Raw genomic sequence first — 18,401 nt, forward strand, 5'->3', positions numbered from 1 at the left:
GCTTTCAGCGGTGAATGAAAACAGTTCTGTCGGCCTGGCGGCGAGGACCCAGGGCGGTGATTCCTGCCTCTACGCCGTTCATAAAGCTTCGCGTCGTCTGGATAAGATGCTCGGTGAAGGCGTCCGCCGCCGTCGATGCAATGACACCCCAAGGCCGGTAGACGCTGAGGTTCAGATCGAGACGTGGCCGGAAATCCCTGATCTCGATCGGCAGGTCGCGTGCCAGCCACGCCGAAAGCCTGTCGACGACGCTCACGCCCGCCCCGGACGCGACAAGGGCGATGCACGCACTGGACAGACTGGCCTCTATCTTCAACAGACGTCCCACTCCGCGTTCTTCGCACAAGGCATCGAGCTGCTGCCGCATCGGATCAGCGGAGCCCATCGAGATGAAGTCGAGACCGTCGAGATCTTCTGCCTGCACCACGTCGAGCTCGGCCAGACGGTGACCCGCCGGCATGACGCAAACCGGTGGGGTCGCCGTCAGCGCTCGCCTGACGATTGAAGAATTCTCGTCCGATGCCGTTACGCCTATTCCGATGTCGAGCTGATTGCGGCTCGCCCGCTGCACCACCGTGGCGGAGCTGCGGATATCCAGGGAAATCGACACGGATGGATGCTGTTTTGAGAAGCTCGTGATGATGGATGGCAGCAGCGTGGACCCGAAGGCCGGGAGCGCGCAGATGTTCAGCCTGCCACTTCGCAACTCGCGTATTTCCCTCGCGGCGCGCGAGATGCCGCGCGCGGACTCGAAAACGCGCTTAACCTCGGCATAGAGCATGTGCGCTTCAGGAGTGGGGATCAGCCGCTGCCGGCTTTTCCTGAACAGCTGGAAATCCGCCTTCTCGCTGAGTTGCTGGAGCATCTTGCTGACAGCCGGCTGCGTGATGTCAAGTGCGTCGGCCGCCTTGGTGGTTGTTCCATGCAGCATGACCGAAGCGAAGACCTCGATCTCGCGAGGCGTAAACTCTGCCTCCTTCGTGACGGTGTCCTTTTCGCCAAATTTCATGCCCGCTTACCTTGCCAGGCAGCTGGATCGCTGTGCCGAAACAGCGAGCTGCGAACGCCAAGATTAATGGGAAGGGCCGGATGTTCCAAGAGGCGCGCGAAGGAAGTTTATTCCTGGAGGTTATGAACTTTCAGCGATTTGGCGGAACTGATTTCAGTTGCTTGTCAAGATTTCGGCGAGATCGAGCAAACCGGCGTCCTGACCCGGACCTGCGGCCAGTTGCACCGACACCGGAAGCCCGTCAGGAACCGGCAAAGGAATAGCCAACGCCGGCATGCCAAGCATATTTGCCCAGCGGCGCAAGCGGCCGCCGGCCAGTCCCCACGGCACCATTTCCCCATTCACCTCGGTAAGTTCGTCGGAAAGCCGCGGCGCCGATCCAGGCGCCGTAGGAATGGCAAAAGCGTCCAGGCCCGCGATTTTCTCCAGAAACCGGCCTCGCACGCCGTTACGGATTTCGATGGCGCTATCATAGGCGCCGGCATGGATGCGAATGCCGCCCTGCAGGAATAAGTGAACCGCGTCGCCGACCATGTCCGGCTTCTGCTCGATTGCATTGCGGTAGATTCGCGCGAACTCACATTGGAGGATTGTCAGTCCCGCGGCAACGAACGCCTCCCTGTCGTCGAAGGCGATCTCGACCGTGCGCACTTCAGGACGATCGAGCATGGTAGCCAACGCGATATCGACTGACGTGTCGACGTGAGCGCCAAGCAGTTCGGGGCAGGTGCCGATCGTGATGCCCGTTGTCGTTTTGCTGCCCCCGCTTGCCGACGGGGCGAGCCGTTTTCCGGCAAGCGCCTCGGTCATCAGGCGAACGTCCCTGACCGAGCGTGCAAGAACGCCGATGCAGTCCAGCGAAGGCGCTATGCTCATGACGCCCTGTACGGCGATCAGATCATTCGTCGGCTTGTAACCGAACAAGCCGGTTGCAGCAGCCGGGGATCGGTTTGACCCGCCGCTGTCTGTGCCAACCGCTGCCAGGCAAAAACCGGCCGCGACCGCTGCGGCCGACCCGCTGCTCGTGCCACCTGTCCCACGGTCCGGATCAAGCGGGTTGGCGACCTTGCCGAACCAAGGGTTGTCATGACCGCCGACGCACAGTTCGTGCAGGTTCGTCTTGCCGATGATGATGGCGCCGGCCGCCTGAAGATTGGCAATGCATGTTGCCGATTCCGTCGCGACGTGATCCCGAAACAACCGGGAGCCAGCCGTTGTCGGCCAATCCTTGACATCGATAACGTCTTTGAGCGCGATCGGCACGCCATGCAGCGGGCCGCGCCTGTGACCGGATCTGATTTCGCGCGTGGCCTGAAGCGCGGCGTCCAGGGCATCAGCTTCGGCCACGAATATCATCGCCTTGATGTGTTCATTCAGCTCCTGGATGCGCTCGAGGCAGCCCTCCATGATTTCCACGGGCGACAGGCCGGCAGCGATCTTTTCGCTCATCTCCTCGATGGACCGGCAAGGGCTGCTATTCATGTGACGACCTTAGAGCGAACGGGCCGCGGGCCGACTGCATTGCGGCCGGCCATCCCGGAACCGGCCGACGATGCCACATCAGAAATTTGGTGGACAGTCGCGAGCTTATTCCCGTGGACGCGGGACTATCGCTGAAAACTCATAGTCGCGATCAATGGCGGCGTCGTGAACCGTTCAATTCAGCCCTGTCCTCGCACGCGCGGATCAACGAGCGGCGATCGTTTGCCGGTCGCCGGACTGCGTCACTCGAAGGGGCTATCGCTGTCATAACTATTGGTGATGAACCGCACGGCAGGGGGCATTAGATCGAGATCATTTGAACTGTTAGCGTTTTCAAACACCGCCCTGAAAGAAGGTCGACTGAGCCGAATGGCCAAGTTCGCATCGCCGACATCCGAACCAGTCCACGATGCTCGATGCTGCCGGCTGGCCACGGGCCGACGTCGAAAGATCGGCAGATGCCCGGCTACCAGCATCATCATTGCGGAAGATACAAATCCACATAAACAAAAAGGGGAACAATCATGAAAAAGCTTGCACTCGCCTTGTCACTGATCGTGGCGGTATTTGGCGCCGCCAATTCATCGTCGGCGGCCGACGATGTCATCCGTTTCGGTGTCGCCGCGGAGCCATACCCGCCTTTCTCCGTCAAGGATGCCAGCGGCACCTGGCAGGGCTGGGAAATCGACCTGATGAATGCCGTTTGCAAAGAGATGAAGGCGAAATGTGAGATCGTCGATATCGCCTGGGACGGCATCATTCCCGCGCTGTTGGCCAAGAAGTTCGACGTCATCTGGAGCTCGATGTCGATCACGGACAAGCGCAAGGAGGTGATCGATTTCACCGACAAGTACTACTATTCGCCCAACGTGCTTGTCGGCGCCAAGGCGGATACGCGGCAGTTCGACGTGACCAAGCCGGAGACATTCAAGGGGATTGCGGTCGCGGCACAGAGTGCCAGCCTGCAGGCGACCTACATGCAGGATAAGTTCAACGGCATTGCCGAAGTGAAGATCTATCCAACACTCGATGACGAAATCGCGGACATCCAGGCCGGACGCGTGGATCTCATGGCTGCGGCAGGCATCCAGATCCAGGATTTCTTGAAGAAGCCGGAGGGCCAGGCTTATGAAATCAAGGTGACGCTGCCGCATGAGAAAATGTTTGGATACGGCGACGGCGGCGGCCTGCGCAAGGAAGACACCGCTCTGAGGGACCGCCTCAATGCAGCACTCAAGGCGGTGCGCGCCAGCGGCGAGTACGAGACGATCACCAAGCGCTATTTCGATTTCAACATTTACGGCGATTGATCATCTGGTTCAGGCCCGGGAACGGCCGCCACGGGGCGGCCGTCGCCATCTTCATTGAACTGGAACGCGCTGTATGAACTCGACCGTGTCTTGGGCAACCCTGCTCAGCTTCGGGGACAAGGGCTGGGGCGACGAATTGCTTCTTGGCGCTTGCCTGAGCCTTGGAATTTCGATCAGCGCCTATCTCGTGGGCCTGACCCTCGGCCTCATGGGTGCGGTGGCCAAGATCTCGAAGAACCGCGTGGCGGTCTCCGCAGCCGTTGCCTATACGACAATCATCCGGTCCGTACCGGACATTCTCATCATATTCCTCGTCTACTATACCGCGACGGACGCGTTGCGCTGGGCCGTGAGCCTGGCGGGACTGACTTCCGAATTCCAGGTCAATGGGTTTGTCGCCGCGACCCTGTCGCTTGGGATCGTTCAAGGCGGCTACAGCACGGAGGTCCTGCGCGGCGCGATCGTGGCCATCCCGCGAGGTCAGGTCGAGGCAGCCCATGCACTCGGTCTGACACGGCGCCAGACCTTCTTCCTGGTCACCGTGCCGCAAATGGTCCCCTTGGCCTTGCCGGGGCTTGGCAATTTGTGGCTGGTCGTCTTGAAGGAAAGCTCACTGGTCAGCCTGATCGGTTTTACCGAGCTCGTTCTCGCCGGCAAGATGGCTGCCGGCGCGACGCGCGATTACTTCATGTTCTATTGCGCGATCGCGTTCGTGTTCCTCGCCATGTCCGGCATATCGGCGATGCTTTTCCATGCCCTCGAAACAGCCACCGTCCGTGGCGGGAGGCGGGGCTAGCGTGACTGAGTTTGGAGCCTACCTTGCCAATCAGCTTCTGGCCGGCGTCGAGGTCACCATAATCCTGTTCCTCGGCTGTGCGGTGGTCGGCAATTTGCTTGCCATCCCGGTTGCACTGGCCCGGCTATCCAACAGCAAATGGCTGCAATATCCAGCGGTTGCGTTTATCCTCGCGTTCCGGGGGACCCCGCTCCTGGTCCAGCTTTACCTCTGCTACTTCGGTATCGGCCAAATTCTCTCGGGGATCCCCTCGATCCGCTACAGCCCGCTCTGGCCCATTTTGCGAGGCGCGGACTTCTATGCGTTTTTTACCCTTTCCCTGAACACCGCGGCCTACTGTGGCGAGATTTGGAGAGGGGCGATACAGGCCATTCCAGAAGGGCAGCGTGAGGCCGGCCAATCGCTTGGCCTGTCGAAAACACGGATCATGATTTCCGTCCTTCTCCCGCAGGCTTTCAGGTTGGCTTTGCCTGCGATCGGCGGCCAGAATATCCTGCTTTTGAAGGGGACCGCACTGGCGTCGACGATCACGGTGTTCGAACTCATGGGTGCGGCGAACCTCGTTCGCGCGCAGACATTTCGGGTCTACGAGCCTCTGTTCGCCGCCGCGCTAGGATATTTCCTGCTGGCGGCATTGATCACTATCGGCTTTGGTTTCTTCGAGAGACGGCTTGCTCGACGACATTGAGCGGAACGGATCGGCATATCGAGCCGCTGCGTGGAAGGCGACGTGACCTTCAGGCCACGCCGAATGCGCCATAGGATCGCGCCGCTTCGATGACCTCGCCAAATCCCATTTTGCCAGCAGCGGCTATTTCGTCGCGGAACTGATCCCACGCTGTCGGTGCCGTTGGCGCGCTTGACCGCGTCGGACAAAAAACTTCTCGGCCTCTGCATGAACCGCAGGGTATTTCTTTAGCGCCTCCTGGTAAGTGGCACCAAGCGGGCACGAGGTGTTCTCGCGTGCCCAAAATGGTCCAAAGTTCTTCAGGGGTTTTGCGCCTGTAGCCCCATCCGGCCTTGCCGCGCTTCTGAATGTGGTTCACGCCGATCGTCATAGCCCAGTGTACCGCGCAGTGTACCTCTGGGAGGCGGAAACCCTTGCAGTGCTTGGGTTTAAAGACTTTTCTGGATTAAGTGGCTCCCCGGGCCAGAGCCATGCATAATAAATATCGTAGTAAATTCAATCACTTAAGGGGTAGCGCTATTGCGTTTTGTATAGCAATATGGTTAGCTAAATCCAATCGCCTAGGTCGGGTTTTGAACCCGGTTGCAAACTCTATGAGCTTCTTTGAACTCACCGGCCTACCAGTTTGGAAGTGGCCTCGAATGCCTGTCTACAACGGCTTCACTCACGAAGAGCGAGTTCGCGGCTGGCAACTCATACACTTCTGCATCGATAGCGGCTGGCTGGCAAAGCCCGAGCGATGCTCGATCACGGGTTCCTCGGAAAACCTCCAGATGCACTGCGAGGACTATTACTCCCCATGGTCGCCGTATCCGGTCAGCCGGTCGATCCACATGGCCTTGCATCGCCGGTTCCGGCAACCCGATCCTTGGAACCGGATCGTCGAAATACACGCCGTGACCGGTGATGAGTGGTTTTGTACCCTCGCGCTAAAGCAAATTGACTTAGCCGCAATGCTACGCGCCCAGCACGGGGCTCATATCGTCGATGTTTTCAGGAGAGCCCCGTTCCCTCCGAACAATATTGCCGCTGCCCAGCGGGGCTAGGACGGCCCGCCACGACCCTATCGGCAAGCGTGATGGCGGTAGACAAATAGTTTGTGTCTGCTGAAAGTTACAAGGGGGTCGGACATCCACCTTGTGCACGTTGCCTACTCGCTGAAAGCGTCAATCCGTGCTCCCTTGGAGGTCGCGCACCAGCGCAACTACATCCAAATCGATGATCTTGGCGATATCCATGAGTTCAACGAGATCGACTCGACGCTCGCCGCTTTCGATGTTTGCAACGAACGGCTGATGCCTGCCGAGGGCTCTGGCGACCTCGGCTTGCGATAGCCCTTTTGCCCGCCGCTGACTTGCTAGCGCCGCTGCAATCATCCTGTGGCGTTCGGAGTGAACCGACTTCGGCATTGAACGGTTGACCAGTGATCAACCTGCCGGTAATCCGATTTTTGGATTATCCAAAAATTGGATACCGCTTGGCCGCATGACCGCGATCGCGGCAAGAAAATATTGGGGGAAGAATTGAACCGATCACTCGTCAACACTCTGTCGGCAATCAACGCGATATTGGCTGTCGGCATCATACTGATCTTCGCGTTTGGCGGCGGCGTGCTCTTAGGCAGCAGCGGAGGGCTGATCGGCTTGGCTCTCGGCTTCATTGTCGCCGCGATCCTCTGTGGTGGCCTTGCCGCGCTCTGCCTAATCGAAAAGCATTTGCGGTTCATCGCCGATGACACACGTAAGCGCCAGAAAAGTCCGAGCCCCGCTCGGGTAGAGCCCTCTATCAGATAGGCCGCATCGGGCGGCGCGCGAGCGAAGCCGGAATTTGGCCCTCACAATGCCGGAACCTGCCTAACCCCCACAGCCGCTGATCACGAAGATATCGTATAGGCCCTCGCAACTTTGCAACGGGGTGCAAACTCCGCCCTCTGTGTGCCGCAGCTACGAGGTTCAAAACTATGTACGTTCTCAGGTTGAACGTTGAAACCAAGATCAGCGAGGCATGGCCACAAAATCGGCAGAGGCTACGGATCTTGTCTTGTGTTGCTAATGGGGGTAGTGCAGTCCTCGCGCGAAAGAGGGGTTCCTGCATGTCCGGTAAGCTGCGAGCAATCGATCTCTATTCGGGGGTGGGAGGATGGTCGCTAGGCCTTAGGCTGGCGGGTATCGAAGTGGTAGCTTCGTACGAACGATGGGGACCAGCCAACGAGACCAACTTTAAGAACAACCTCCACCAAGCCCAGACGGTGGATATTCGGCGGCTATCGTTCGATGACTTGCCGAAAAACATCGATATCGTCGTCGGGAGCCCACCCTGTACGCAGTTTTCATTCTCGAACCGAGGCGGTAGTGGAAACCTTGATGACGGTCTTGAAGACATTATACGCTTTTTGAGCGTGGTCGATCATATCCGTCCCAAAGTTTGGGCGATGGAGAATGTTCCGCGCGTAGCGTCGATCATAGAGAAGGAACTTAAGGAAGGAGGGCGTCTCCACAAATTCTCTCACTTGGGGCTGCAAGCCCATGTAGTGAATATGGAGGATTTTGGGGTCCCTCAGCGCCGAAGGCGTTGCATCGCGGGCAATTTCGATTTTGGGCTATTGGAGACGTATGTCGAAAAGGCGACCGCATGCACTTTGGGCGAAGTGATCAAGGCGCTTTCCGCTGATCCTGTGATCGACCCGCTTTATGGATTGTCGAAACCACGGGTCGAAGTCTCGGACAACCATCAAGAAGATTGCCTGAACGAGGAAGAAATCCGGATCAACCGATCCGCCAAACTCGCCCATCCAATTTACAACGCCATGCCCTTCCCGGACCCGATGGACAGATCCGTTCGGACTATTACGGCCACTTGCACGCGCGTGTCTCGCGAGAGCGTCGTGGTTGCAAATCCCTTAAATAGTTCCGAGGTGAGGCGGCTCACTCTACGAGAGCGCGCGTGCCTTCAAGGCTTCCCGATCACCTTTCAATTTTACGGCGCAAGTCATGCTCAAAAGCTGCGAATGATAGGCAATGCCATTCCTCCGGCTTTCGCGTTCATGATGGGTCAGGCGTTTATTGGACGAAACGTTTCGGTACTGAAATCTTTGAAGGACGTGGCGGCAAACTTGAACGCGCCATCTCCCCCACCTCCAATCACCGTGACCGATAGCGAGGGAGCAAAGTATCCCCAAAATCGGAAGTTCCGGTTCTCAATAGCCAGTTTGAGACTTAAAAGTGGTGTACGGTTCGAGTTGGCAAATGTGCCCTCAATCAGCCCTATAGCGTGGCAGGTCGTGTTCTGGTTCGGCAACTCAAAATCTATCCAAACGTTGGAACTCGACGCGAGGCAGCACTCGGCTCTGATGGCAAACCTACCTTCGCCGATGGCTGAGGCACTTGCTTTACCTATTCAGCGCCTCAGTAAATTCATCGGCCGCGCTGATTTTGAAAATATGCAAAACATATGGAGCCATCGTGGTCCGGGCGCAACGCGACCTTTCATGCTGCTCGATGAGTTGGCTGAAGTTGGTAAGATTGCGACGGCCATTTTGGAAACAGATCGTGAAGTTTCGGAACAGGTTGTCGAACGAGCACTTCAGCGTGAGTTTCAAGAAAATCTTTCTGACGTACCCGGGGTCGCGAAGCTGATACGCAACGCGCCTCTGATCCTTGCAGGTTTGATTTTGGGCTCATTAGCAAATCAGGAGATAGCGAAAAGAATGCAAGCTGTTGGCAGTCGCAATAGCAAGGTCAGTCCTGTTTGATGCGGTCGGTCTATGGGGTACGAAGTGGTTGACAGGCTTACGCCGGCGCAGAGAAGCGCCCACATGGCGAAAATCAAGAGGTCACACACGCGCCCCGAGCGCATCGTTAGGCAAATCCTACACGCGGAGGGGTACAGATTTCGGCTTCAATATAAAAGCGTGCCCGGTCGGCCGGATATTGCTTTTCCCGCCCGGAAAAAAGCTATCATGGTCCACGGCTGTTTCTGGCATGCCCACGATTGTCCGAAATTCCGAATGCCAAAGACAAGGACGGAGTTTTGGCGTGCAAAATTTGCAGCAAACCGTGAGCGAGACAAGCGGCTAGCTGACGCTGCTTTTGCTGCCGGCTGGGAATGCCTGACAGTCTGGGAGTGCGAGGTGGATGCTCCGTCGGACCTCGCTGGAAGGCTGCGCCGAGCACTTGGTCCCCCTCGACTCGGCAGCAGGCCATGATCCGCTAGGTTTGATCTGCATCATGGCCTGCGCTAGATAGTGATGTATCAGGGGTCAATCCTGCTCGCTCATCATCCGCTTAAGGCGAGCCCAGCTTTCTTCGGGAAGCTGCCTGATAACTTTTAGCAATTTCTCATCGCCACTTGCCAAGACAAGCTTTCGGAGTGAACCCGCGATAGCTTCCCCTTCCTTCACTTCCTCCTCTTGAACATCCATCCCTCGAACAATCGCACCGGCACGCAAAGCCTCGTCGAGCGTGAGAACAAAATCCGTGCCGAACTTCGCGTCGCAGTGCTGGCAACTTTTAGCGCTCATCTGATTTAGTCCGCCGCATTCTGCACAGGGCTTGAACTTTGGCGGCGACATCGGAAACTCGTATCCGCATGCCTCGCAAGATCGCGAACCCAAGGGTGCTTCTGTCGCACAAACGGGGCACTTTTTCGTCTTTGGTGGGCCGCTGTCTTTGCGCGCGGATGGGGACATTTCATCTTCAACTCGACGAGCAAACTCTTCCAATACGTCGAAAGAAGGCATGACCACATACGCACGGGTATCGTCATCTGGGCCAGCAGTGCGAACCACGCGGCCTATTGCTTGACGAAAGGCAAGTTCTGTCAGCGCACTAGGCAGATAAATTAGAACGCGAAGGCGTGCAATATCAACACCTTCTGAAATCATGGCAACCGAAACTATCCAACGCTTATCGATATGTCGAAAGCTTTCGATCTTTCCGTCGAGGTTGTTCATATGGCTATGGACAATGATTGGAGTTTCTCCCTCCATCTTCTCAATTAGCTTCACCATATATTCAGCCATCTCTATCGTCGGGGCGATGACCAGACCACCGGCGTTCGGCATGCGATAGCGAAGATCGCTTAGCTTCGCGCTGGCCCACTCCACCATTGTGCCTTGGTACCCGTCGACGCGGGGGATAGCGCTGTTTGGTTCGAATTGAGGGGTGCAGGCGAGGCGATAGAAATCCAATGCTCTCTGGAGGCCCGGTATTCGCTTGAGAGTCGGCGTTAGGGTTGCAGGCTGTTGCCCAGAAACCGACACCTTTTCTCCGTCCTCCAAGTCGACGGTAAAATGGCCTTCATGGCGATGAAAGGTTGCTGGTCTGCAGTATCCGAGATCTACTGCCTCACCATAGCTCAACGTGTAGGAGCCTTCTTCCGGTTGATCGATGGAACCCTGATCATCATAAGCCATCCAAATCGACTTCTTGCCGTCGGAGCGAATTGGGGTGCCAGTCAAAACGACGACGTATTTGGCATCTGAAAAAGCGCCGCTCGCGCCGCTCCCCCAAGCTGCCGCCACAGCCGCGTGATGGTGTTCATCGCAAATCACCAAGACGCGCGACGCTTTGCAAACTGCTTGAAAAGCATCCTGAAGGCTCTGGACCGCAGCCCAAGTTGCACAGACATCGAACTCGATTTTATCCACGGAACCCACAATTCGGCCCATGTAGCGACCCACGACCGTCTTGAAGTCATCAGCCCACTGTTTAACAACTTCGACCCGGGGCGCGATGACGACAACGCGGTCGATTTGTCCAAGGTCATAAAGACTCTTTGCAATTGTACAGGCCGCGATGGTCTTGCCGGCCCCCGGAGCCGCGTTGATAAGAAAATGCTTATCTTCGGCTTTTTCTACCAACCATTTTAGCGCCTTCTTCAGAGCCTCAGTTTGCCACGGCCTAAGTTGCATGTACTTGCCTCCCTTCTCTAAATTGCATCTTTCGCAGAGCGCCTGCCCATTGGATAGGAGGGTACGCCCTTTCGCTCTAAAAGGAACGATATGATCGGCGTGAAACCCCGCCTTTAGTTTACTGCCACAAATCAAGCATTTCCCTCCACTGATCAGCGCCAGAATGTAGCGCTGACGCCGGGAGAAAAATCGCCTCATTTGCTAACCCAATACTCAGTCAGCATTATTTCGCGAATTGGAAGATTAGCGGGGGGCTTTAGAACTGCAAACTCGTTAACGCGAACCATCGCGGCCGCGTAAGGCACATTGCGCTTTTTTATTATAAAACCTTGACCTTTCATCTCATAAATCAATTCAGGTAAGTTCGATAACCCGAACAGCACCAGCGCTTCCAGCCGAGTCAGTGGCCGTCCGCTGAGGAGGTGTTCGCGCGCTGCTAGAGCAGTTCCCGTGGAATACGAAGCCGCCATGAAGGTCCTACATATTGTTGAATTAGAGCCTTAAGCTCGTTTGCGTTTATCGGAATTTCGTCGTCGCCCGACGCTAGGTTATTCTCGAATGACAAAACCCTCCAGCCACCGTCCCTCATTGCGACATCCACTTCAAGGTTAAACAAAGAGCGACTCGGTCCACCCTCGCTTTGAGTTGCCCCTAGGTCACTCTCCTCGGTGTAAGCGCGCAGAATATGGTGCGCCAACTTCAACAAGTCACCGGCAGGCACATCCGCAGAAGCACTTCTGCGAAGTTCAGCGTAGATATGCCGCAATAGTGTTGGTTTGTTCATTTCACCCGGCCCGCCTCAGGTTGGAACCTTCAGCCCCGGACGTCAATGGAAACTGTGCTGACATAAGCTGGTTTGAGTAAGGCCAGAGCGGGCTTAGGATCGGTTACCGTCGCTTGGGTCACACGAACGGCCTTCCTCGTTTCATGCTGTTTCAGCGACGTTGTGAAGGCACTGCAACTATCCTCTTTTGATGTCGTTTGACTAAAAAAGCCCTTTGCCTCATGAGCTACTAATGACTTCGCGCACCACGCCACGGATAACGCTGGACACCAACGCCTGCGACATTATCCACGATCCCGACAAGCGGCCTGAGATAATGCCGCCCGCTGATGCGCGGCGTCTCCGTCAATCTATTGCGGACGGTGAAGTGCTCGCCTTCGTCTCGGAAGCGACTCTCTTCGTCGAGTGTCTCGGTTTTGCTGACAAGCTTGCGTATTTGGCCGTTGCCGGCACTCGAAACCCTCGGCCGGTACCAGATCCTCGCAGAGCAGCAGTCTTTGTGGATTTGGCGTCCATTGGCATCAAACTTCTCCATGCGCCTTTGATTGGAGCCGAAATTTTCATCCCGGACATGGAATGGGCGCAAGACGTCGTTTATAGCCAGAGCGACCGTCAGGGCCGGTTTTTCGCGTTTTGTCGCAATTATCCGCGCCACGAGCCCCTAATAACGCTAGGCAATAGCCTCCTTGCAGGACAGCCGCCTGTGCCGGCCGGGCGCACCATAAGTCAAGGACCCACTTCTTTAGGTGTGGAGATCCCCCAAGGCTGGGCTATCGCGATTAAGCGTGAGTGGGACAACGCTGACGAGGCTGGGAGAAAGAAACTGCGCAGGCAGGTCGGTCCAATCATAGGGGAGTGGTGCGACACCCTGATCGTGGGTTCGCATGTTGGATACGGCAACGATATTTTTTGCACGGCGGACGAGGGCAAGGGTGCGGGCTCAAATAGCCTGTTATTTCACGGCAACCGCGCAAACTTGAACCAGCAGGGGATAACAATCATGTCGCCCGTGGAGGTTCTTCGGGCGATTTCCTGACATGCCCCTTGCGAGCCGGCATACCCCGACGACTTGGCGTCATTTGAGTATGCCTTTAGCGGACCGCTTTGTAGGCTGGTTCGATAATAACGTTTGACCACTCTAATCGTACCGGCCAATGTGAGACCAATCATATCGAACTGGGGTCTCATAATGTTCGTACGCGCCTATCTCCGAGCCTCGACCAAAGAGCAGGACGCAACTCGTGCCAAGGGCGATTTACTTGCGTTTGCGAGGGAGCGTGATCTGCCCATCGCGACTAACTACGTCGAGAATGAAAGCGGCGCGTCGCTGGCGCGTCCTGAGTTGTTTCGGTTGCTGTCGGACTGTCAGCCGGGAGATATTCTTCTGATCGAACAAGTCGACCGCTTGAGCAGACTGAATGCAGAGGATTGGGGTCGGCTTAAGCGTGAGATTTACGACCGCAAGGTTCGAGTTGTCGCCCTCGACTTGCCTACCTCACATATGATGATGGTCAAAGATGCCGACGACTTCTCTGGAAGGATGTTCGAGGCCATCAACGCGATGCTCCTCGACATGCTGGCAGCCATTGCCCGCAAGGATTACGAGGACCGCCGGCGGAGGCAGGCGCAGGGTATCGAAAAGGCAAAGGGCGAGGGCAAATATCGGGGTCGCCCCGAGGACAAGGCACGCAACAAGGCGATCCAAAGTATGCTCACCAGCGGGCAAAGCTGGAGCACTATCATCTCGGCAACGGGATGTTCCCGGTCCACGCTAGCGAGGCTGTCAAGGCGAGTGGCGGGTAAGACTGGTGTCATGCCCCAAGCTTAATTTCCGGGCAGCAATTCTTTGCAACAGGTTGCAAGGTGTGTGGCAAACTCGGGCGTCAAGTGCCCGAAGCTCCCCACGCCGGTCCCCGCGAATTGTTGGAAAGTTGATTGCTACCCCCCGGCTATCCATATTCGATCTGGGCACGTGCAACAGGGGCAGGGAATGGCTGTTGATCCGGGGACGTTGGTGGCGGTCTATGCTGCGGTGGTGGCGACCGGTGCGTTGGCGTTGGAGGTTCGACGCTGGTTTGAGTCCGGACCGAAGATTTACGTCAAAGCTAGCCCGAACATGACCTTGCTCGATGGCGTGAAGGAGACTCCCGACCTTCTGGTTGTGAATGTGGTCAACAGAGGCGATACGCCTACGACGATCATCAATTTCGGCCTTCTCGACTACCCGAACGCATGGGGGCGTTGGCGGCGGAAGCCAGCCCGATCCTTCGTCATTCCGCATCCTCAACCGCCCGGAAGCCCGCCAGTCATCCCGCAACAGCTTTCGCCGGGACAGAGATGGATGGGCATGGCAGACCACAGGCCCGATATCCTTGGAGATATTCAGACAGGTAGGATGTGGGCGGCGATATACACAACCGATAGAGACCGGCCCTACATGGCACGAATACCTAAGCGTCAACCCGAGAAAGAATTGAAGGATGCGAAAAAGTTGTAGCATCCACCGTTCCTCACTCGTCCAGCCGTTGTGACCGTCTGTGCTGCCGGAGTAGTGTTTCGACAATTGCCGGGGGAATAGCGAATGGACTTCAGTCAGATTGAAAGCGTGCTTGGGCTTGCGAGCACTGCCTTGGGCGCGACCGGAAAGGCCGTGTCCACTGTTGAGGCCGTGAAGAAACTGTTGAAGGGCGACAAGAAGCCCGACGACAACAACGAAGCGGCAAACCTCCTCAACACGCTTGCGACCGAACTTACTGCCGTGAACATGATGAATGTCCAACTCAGCGAAGCACTGAGGGAACTTAGCCGTGAGTTGAAGAGGCAAGACGACTTCGAGAAGGAAAAGGCTCGATACTCGCTCTTCGAGACCGGCGAACGCGACATGGTGTTCAAGCTGAAAGAGGATGTCGCCCACGGTCAGCCCATCCACTTCGTTTGCCCGGTTTGCCTGAACCGCGACAAGCTCTTCAGCTATATCACTGGTGAAGATGACTATAAGATTTGCCAGACCGACAAGGCGCATTTCTTCAAGTTCCGCGACACGCCGATCCGGCAACCGGGACGCGCCCGGACGGATTGGAGCCCGCACGACTTCTGAGGGAGACAGCACCGCCGATAGGGGAGGGGCGCTGGCGTACCCTGATCTCGGAAAGGGGGGCGGCCGGAACCGGGGGGTTCTCTCTTTCGCCGGAGGCGTCTTTTTCCCCGGAAGCGGCGTTGGCGACTTGGCGAACACGTACCCGGACAGAAATCGAAGAGGGGCCGACCCCCGGTCGCCGGCAGGTGACCGGTAATCTTTCTCCTGAGTCTTGAAATTCTCCTGAGTCTTCTTCTGAGATGTTCTTCTTAAATGTCCCTCGGTTTTCCATGGGGGTGCCCCCTCGGTTTTCCGTGGGGCTACTCCGCCGGTTTTCCGTGGGGGCAGGCAGGGCGCCCCCTCGGCTTTCCGTGGGGGTTGCCCCCTCAGTTTTCCGTGGGGGTGTCGAGCGGTGCTGCTGGAACGTGTCGAACAGCCATTCACTGTGGCGATTGATGTAGCCGGGTTCCGGGTAGGTCGGGGCTTCATAGTGGTTGACCAGATGAGACCACACGGACACAAGCCAGCGCGTGAACTCGCTGGCGGTCTCCAGATCCATCTTGGTTTTGAGGCAGTTCGCCACGATGCATTGTGCGGTCGCCCGCCGCAGTTCATCCGGCCACGGTGTAACGTCATACACGTAGGCATCGTAAGCGTAGTGCAACGCGTGATCGATTGCGCTCGTCGTGATGGGCTTTCGCTTGGCGGTCGGGGCGCTCTTCTGGGCTTGGCGCTGGCCTACCGGCTCCCAATCAAGGTTAAGCTCAATGCGCATGCCTTTGGCGTCGCCGGGGAAGCGCGTTACCTTAATGAAGCCCTTGGCCTCCAGCGATTTGACGAGCACTCGGGCTTGTGTCTCCCCCGGCCCGCTCGCCTGTTCGATTTGCCTGTAGGTAAGCCGGCACTTGCTCTCCCCCCAGTTTACGGTTTTGTCGAGGATGATGCAGAATAGGTCGCGTTCGGCCAAGGGCATATAAGAACGCCACTCGCGGAAGAATTGCCGTATCATGCCCTGTTGTGAAACCGGGTCGCGCAACGGCCTGTTGTCCGGCCTATGGTGGGCGTGCATTCGCCAGTCCCTCTGTGCCGGCTCCTCCGTCTTGTCGATGTCGAGGGAATTGCTAGCGTCGGCGGAATGCGGGCGCAAAGGGACTACTGACATGATTTGACTCCGTGGTTTGGTGTGGAGGCGATGCAGGCCTCCCAACCACGGAAAAGGAGCCGCACCGCCTCCTAGAAGCTCACGTCGCGCAACGTGAACCAGCGCACCCCATCGATAGCACGCTCGGCCGGCTTAGCCCAGTATTTCGGAGGTTTAGGTTGCAGAAATAGTTTGCAACGGGGTGCAAAATATCGGCTAAATACTCTGTTGACGAAGACTTCGTATGTTGGTGCTAAGGCTATTAGACCAGTATTGACTTGGGATTGTCTTCCCTCCGAACCGCCATATACTCCGACCGTGATCAGAAACGGAAGGGGCTTTTCCGATGGATTTGATTTTGCCGGTTGTGGCGCTCTGGTTGGCCGGGGGCGTTCTTTTCCTTCAAGCCATCATTACCAATCCCAACGCCAACCGCGCCGTGGCCGCTAACAGCCGCGCCGTGGTCGATGATCTCCTAAGGCTCCGGCCAGCCGCATTGGTCACGGCGATGCTGTTCTTGGTGGTCTGGCCGGCCGTCTGGATTGCAGCGCACATCCGCTGAAGCCCCGCCGCGCGTGCGGGAGTTTGCACCCAGTTTCAAAATAGTCGCCCAGCCATGCTGTATTCTTCGACCATAGCCGACGATCACGGGTCCATGCTGGCCCGACTCAAAGCTGCCCATGCGTTCGTTGCGGGGCTTGTGGTCGAGGATGCAATCTACGCGCCGATCTTCACGCGGCTAGAGGCGGAAATCGCGGCCGAAGAGGCGAGGGGAGACCCCATCGCCCGGGCGCGGGCAATCGTCGCGGCTCAAAGGGCGAAGCTCTGAAGGATGTCGCGCTTGTGCGCCAGTGTCGCGCCTTCGCCGTAGCGTTCCCTGCCTAACGAATGACCGAACAGGTCGCGCCGGATACGGTCATCGACCTTGGCGGCAATCATCCGGTCTTCAAATGAGTGCCGCAGGCTGTAGAGCACATGTTCCGGTGTCTCTAAGAGGTCATGTTCCCGAAGGTACTTATTCACCGTGTCGCTGATCTTGTCCTTGAAACGATAGGTCGGAAAGCCTTGCGGGCATTGCTTGAAGGCTTCGAGCGACACGCCTACCAGCGGAATGACACGCTGGCTGACCTTGTTTTTTAGCTGCCGGCCTTCCGGCTCAATCGATATGTGCGGCACGTCTACATCAAGCCGAATGTGGTGCGGCATGAGCCCGGCCGCTTCGCCGGGTCGATAGCCGGTGTTGATCATGCCAAGCAGGATGCACCGCGCTTCGGTATTCAAGCTGTCCAATGCGCCGGGGGCAAGCAGCTTGGTCTTGATCCAGTCGACCGAGAAAGGCGGGCGGCTCCGCTCCTTGTCGGCCTTGAAGGTGAGGCCGTCCAGCGGCAGAACCAGCCCGAGCCGCTTCATCTTGACCACGGTGCGAAGGATGTTGCCGATGTGCTGGAAATCCTTGTTCGCGGTGTCGGGCTTGGCATCGCCTGCCGTTATCCGCTCCATCCATGTTTCGCGGAAATCGAGCATGTCGTCACCCGTGATCTCGGAAAGCTCTTTGTCACCGATCTCTTCAATCAAGTTGGCAATGGCCCGTTTGCGGGGGTGCTCCCAGCGGCGAAGCTGATCCTCGCTCTTGCCTATCGTGTCCTGCTTGGCAAAGCCCCAATACAGTTCAAGCGCCTTGCTGATGTTGATCCCCGGTTCGCGAGCGCCGCCCAGCACGGCGCGGGCCTCGATCTTGGCAGCATCGCCATTGAGCTTCAGGGCAGACTCGACACGCTCAAGTAGTTTTTCCCGGGGGAGTTGGGCGACACGATCAGCGGGCAGGTAGCTGTAGCCGCGCACGGCGGCCAGTTCCTTCGCCGCTGCAAACCGTCGCTCGGCATCATCGGTAGCGCCGGCGAGACTAGCTTCCCAGCCTTCGACCATATGCGCCCATGCGGTTGGGGCCTTCTGTCGCGCAACCGTTTCGGAGTCCGTGTGAAGGCTGATCCAGACTTGAGTGCGCGGCTCGATTGCAGCATAGCGCTTGGGCACTCGGCGGACGATGTGGAAGGTCTTATTGCGGCGCTTGACGTTCATGCCACTACCATGCGCGGCGCGTCCGTGTATGGCAATATGTGTAGCAGGATGTTTAGCAAAATTGCGCGTGCGGACTGATTTCTTGACGCTAGCGGAGCGAATTATGTAGTTAAATCAGAGCGTTG

Annotated in this window: 20 protein-coding genes; 13 read left to right on the top strand and 7 right to left on the bottom strand. The window is 57.3% G+C overall.

All coding sequences use genetic code 11. The annotated features are described in order from the left end of the window. Positions 1 to 4: 4 nt before the first annotated feature. Entirely contained in the window at positions 5 to 1,009 is a 1,005-nt protein-coding gene (locus FJ942_RS16975; RefSeq protein WP_140495740.1) for a LysR substrate-binding domain-containing protein, read from the bottom strand. A gap of 153 nt (positions 1,010 to 1,162) precedes the next feature. Next, a complete protein-coding gene (locus FJ942_RS16980; protein WP_181169925.1) occupies positions 1,163 to 2,458 on the bottom strand; it encodes an amidase in 1,296 nt (431 codons plus the stop codon). 557 nt (positions 2,459 to 3,015) lie between these two features. Here FJ942_RS16980 and FJ942_RS16985 point away from each other — a divergent pair. From FJ942_RS16985 to FJ942_RS17000, 4 genes are all read left to right on the top strand, one after another. Further along, positions 3,016 to 3,801: a transporter substrate-binding domain-containing protein gene (locus tag FJ942_RS16985; RefSeq protein WP_140495742.1), complete on the top strand. Its 786-nt coding sequence runs from the start codon at positions 3,016 to 3,018 to the stop codon at positions 3,799 to 3,801. 73 nt (positions 3,802 to 3,874) lie between these two features. Then, positions 3,875 to 4,597, top strand: a complete 723-nt coding sequence (locus FJ942_RS16990) for an ABC transporter permease subunit (protein WP_140495743.1) — start codon at positions 3,875 to 3,877, stop codon at positions 4,595 to 4,597. 1 nt (position 4,598) lies between these two features. Beyond that, positions 4,599 to 5,285: an ABC transporter permease subunit gene (locus FJ942_RS16995; protein WP_140631171.1), complete on the top strand. Its 687-nt coding sequence runs from the start codon at positions 4,599 to 4,601 to the stop codon at positions 5,283 to 5,285. Between the two features lie 641 nt (positions 5,286 to 5,926). Continuing rightward, positions 5,927 to 6,331 carry a hypothetical protein gene (locus tag FJ942_RS17000; protein ID WP_140898303.1) on the top strand — a complete coding sequence of 135 codons (405 nt, stop codon included), beginning with the start codon at positions 5,927 to 5,929 and terminating at the stop codon, positions 6,329 to 6,331. Between the two features lie 120 nt (positions 6,332 to 6,451). On the opposite strand, the gene FJ942_RS17005 is transcribed toward FJ942_RS17000, so the two are convergent. Continuing rightward, positions 6,452 to 6,694 (bottom strand): helix-turn-helix transcriptional regulator, encoded by a 243-nt coding sequence (locus FJ942_RS17005; RefSeq protein ID WP_140898305.1) that lies wholly within the window; start codon positions 6,692 to 6,694, stop codon positions 6,452 to 6,454. Between the two features lie 57 nt (positions 6,695 to 6,751). Here FJ942_RS17005 and FJ942_RS17010 point away from each other — a divergent pair, with 57 nt between their 5' ends. The 3 genes from FJ942_RS17010 (at position 6,752) to FJ942_RS17020 (ending at position 9,489) form a co-directional block, all read left to right on the top strand. Continuing rightward, positions 6,752 to 7,078, top strand: a complete 327-nt coding sequence (locus FJ942_RS17010) for a hypothetical protein (protein ID WP_140898307.1) — start codon at positions 6,752 to 6,754, stop codon at positions 7,076 to 7,078. Between the two features lie 299 nt (positions 7,079 to 7,377). Then, positions 7,378 to 9,036, top strand: a complete 1,659-nt coding sequence (gene dcm, locus FJ942_RS17015) for a DNA (cytosine-5-)-methyltransferase (RefSeq protein WP_181169927.1) — start codon at positions 7,378 to 7,380, stop codon at positions 9,034 to 9,036. A gap of 12 nt (positions 9,037 to 9,048) precedes the next feature. Continuing rightward, positions 9,049 to 9,489 carry a very short patch repair endonuclease gene (locus tag FJ942_RS17020; protein ID WP_140898311.1) on the top strand — a complete coding sequence of 147 codons (441 nt, stop codon included), beginning with the start codon at positions 9,049 to 9,051 and terminating at the stop codon, positions 9,487 to 9,489. Between the two features lie 54 nt (positions 9,490 to 9,543). Here the strand turns inward: FJ942_RS17020 and FJ942_RS17025 are convergent, their stop codons facing one another. Further along, entirely contained in the window at positions 9,544 to 11,394 is a 1,851-nt protein-coding gene (locus tag FJ942_RS17025; protein ID WP_140898313.1) for a DEAD/DEAH box helicase family protein, read from the bottom strand. Next, entirely contained in the window at positions 11,391 to 11,666 is a 276-nt protein-coding gene (locus tag FJ942_RS17030) for a helix-turn-helix domain-containing protein (RefSeq protein ID WP_140898315.1), read from the bottom strand. The genes FJ942_RS17025 and FJ942_RS17030 overlap by 4 nt, the downstream gene beginning before the upstream one ends. 546 nt (positions 11,667 to 12,212) lie before the next feature. Here FJ942_RS17030 and FJ942_RS17035 point away from each other — a divergent pair. The 4 genes from FJ942_RS17035 (at position 12,213) to FJ942_RS17050 (ending at position 15,077) form a co-directional block, all read left to right on the top strand. Beyond that, positions 12,213 to 13,016: a hypothetical protein gene (locus tag FJ942_RS17035; protein WP_140898317.1), complete on the top strand. Its 804-nt coding sequence runs from the start codon at positions 12,213 to 12,215 to the stop codon at positions 13,014 to 13,016. A gap of 153 nt (positions 13,017 to 13,169) precedes the next feature. Further along, positions 13,170 to 13,808: a recombinase family protein gene (locus tag FJ942_RS17040; RefSeq protein ID WP_140898319.1), complete on the top strand. Its 639-nt coding sequence runs from the start codon at positions 13,170 to 13,172 to the stop codon at positions 13,806 to 13,808. A gap of 162 nt (positions 13,809 to 13,970) precedes the next feature. Further along, a complete protein-coding gene (locus tag FJ942_RS17045; RefSeq protein WP_140898321.1) occupies positions 13,971 to 14,477 on the top strand; it encodes a hypothetical protein in 507 nt (168 codons plus the stop codon). 84 nt (positions 14,478 to 14,561) lie between these two features. Next, positions 14,562 to 15,077 carry a hypothetical protein gene (locus FJ942_RS17050; protein ID WP_140898323.1) on the top strand — a complete coding sequence of 172 codons (516 nt, stop codon included), beginning with the start codon at positions 14,562 to 14,564 and terminating at the stop codon, positions 15,075 to 15,077. On the opposite strand, the gene FJ942_RS17055 is transcribed toward FJ942_RS17050, so the two are convergent. Then, positions 15,007 to 16,218 (bottom strand): hypothetical protein, encoded by a 1,212-nt coding sequence (locus FJ942_RS17055; protein ID WP_140898325.1) that lies wholly within the window; start codon positions 16,216 to 16,218, stop codon positions 15,007 to 15,009. The two genes, FJ942_RS17050 and FJ942_RS17055, sit on opposite strands and share 71 nt — an antisense overlap. A gap of 325 nt (positions 16,219 to 16,543) precedes the next feature. Here FJ942_RS17055 and FJ942_RS17060 point away from each other — a divergent pair, with 325 nt between their 5' ends. After that, positions 16,544 to 16,759, top strand: a complete 216-nt coding sequence (locus FJ942_RS17060) for a hypothetical protein (protein ID WP_140898327.1) — start codon at positions 16,544 to 16,546, stop codon at positions 16,757 to 16,759. A gap of 93 nt (positions 16,760 to 16,852) precedes the next feature. Next, the gene (locus FJ942_RS28555) at positions 16,853 to 17,026 is read left to right on the top strand and encodes a hypothetical protein (protein ID WP_181169929.1); all 174 of its coding nucleotides are present in this window, start codon (positions 16,853 to 16,855) and stop codon (positions 17,024 to 17,026) included. Here the strand turns inward: FJ942_RS28555 and FJ942_RS17065 are convergent. Continuing rightward, positions 17,008 to 18,276: a tyrosine-type recombinase/integrase gene (locus FJ942_RS17065; RefSeq protein ID WP_140898329.1), complete on the bottom strand. Its 1,269-nt coding sequence runs from the start codon at positions 18,274 to 18,276 to the stop codon at positions 17,008 to 17,010. The genes FJ942_RS28555 and FJ942_RS17065 overlap by 19 nt on opposite strands. Between the last annotated feature and the right edge of the window lie 125 nt (positions 18,277 to 18,401).

Origin of the sequence: Mesorhizobium sp. B2-4-2, assembly GCF_006442845.1 — a bacterium.
In the GTDB taxonomy this organism is placed as follows: domain Bacteria; phylum Pseudomonadota; class Alphaproteobacteria; order Rhizobiales; family Rhizobiaceae; genus Mesorhizobium.

Coding starts and splice junctions, on each gene's coding strand:
- FJ942_RS16975 (WP_140495740.1), bottom strand. CDS start 1,009: ATGAAATTTGGCGAAAAGGACACCGTCACGAAGGAGGCAGAGTTTACG.
- FJ942_RS16980 (WP_181169925.1), bottom strand. CDS start 2,458: ATGAGCGAAAAGATCGCTGCCGGCCTGTCGCCCGTGGAAATCATGGAG.
- FJ942_RS16985 (WP_140495742.1), top strand. CDS start 3,016: ATGAAAAAGCTTGCACTCGCCTTGTCACTGATCGTGGCGGTATTTGGC.
- FJ942_RS16990 (WP_140495743.1), top strand. CDS start 3,875: ATGAACTCGACCGTGTCTTGGGCAACCCTGCTCAGCTTCGGGGACAAG.
- FJ942_RS17000 (WP_140898303.1), top strand. CDS start 5,927: ATGCCTGTCTACAACGGCTTCACTCACGAAGAGCGAGTTCGCGGCTGG.
- FJ942_RS17005 (WP_140898305.1), bottom strand. CDS start 6,694: ATGCCGAAGTCGGTTCACTCCGAACGCCACAGGATGATTGCAGCGGCG.
- dcm (WP_181169927.1), top strand. CDS start 7,378: ATGTCCGGTAAGCTGCGAGCAATCGATCTCTATTCGGGGGTGGGAGGA.
- FJ942_RS17020 (WP_140898311.1), top strand. CDS start 9,049: ATGGGGTACGAAGTGGTTGACAGGCTTACGCCGGCGCAGAGAAGCGCC.
- FJ942_RS17025 (WP_140898313.1), bottom strand. CDS start 11,394: ATGAGGCGATTTTTCTCCCGGCGTCAGCGCTACATTCTGGCGCTGATC.
- FJ942_RS17030 (WP_140898315.1), bottom strand. CDS start 11,666: ATGGCGGCTTCGTATTCCACGGGAACTGCTCTAGCAGCGCGCGAACAC.
- FJ942_RS17035 (WP_140898317.1), top strand. CDS start 12,213: ATGACTTCGCGCACCACGCCACGGATAACGCTGGACACCAACGCCTGC.
- FJ942_RS17040 (WP_140898319.1), top strand. CDS start 13,170: ATGTTCGTACGCGCCTATCTCCGAGCCTCGACCAAAGAGCAGGACGCA.
- FJ942_RS17045 (WP_140898321.1), top strand. CDS start 13,971: ATGGCTGTTGATCCGGGGACGTTGGTGGCGGTCTATGCTGCGGTGGTG.
- FJ942_RS17050 (WP_140898323.1), top strand. CDS start 14,562: ATGGACTTCAGTCAGATTGAAAGCGTGCTTGGGCTTGCGAGCACTGCC.
- FJ942_RS17055 (WP_140898325.1), bottom strand. CDS start 16,218: ATGTCAGTAGTCCCTTTGCGCCCGCATTCCGCCGACGCTAGCAATTCC.
- FJ942_RS17060 (WP_140898327.1), top strand. CDS start 16,544: ATGGATTTGATTTTGCCGGTTGTGGCGCTCTGGTTGGCCGGGGGCGTT.
- FJ942_RS28555 (WP_181169929.1), top strand. CDS start 16,853: ATGCTGGCCCGACTCAAAGCTGCCCATGCGTTCGTTGCGGGGCTTGTG.
- FJ942_RS17065 (WP_140898329.1), bottom strand. CDS start 18,276: ATGAACGTCAAGCGCCGCAATAAGACCTTCCACATCGTCCGCCGAGTG.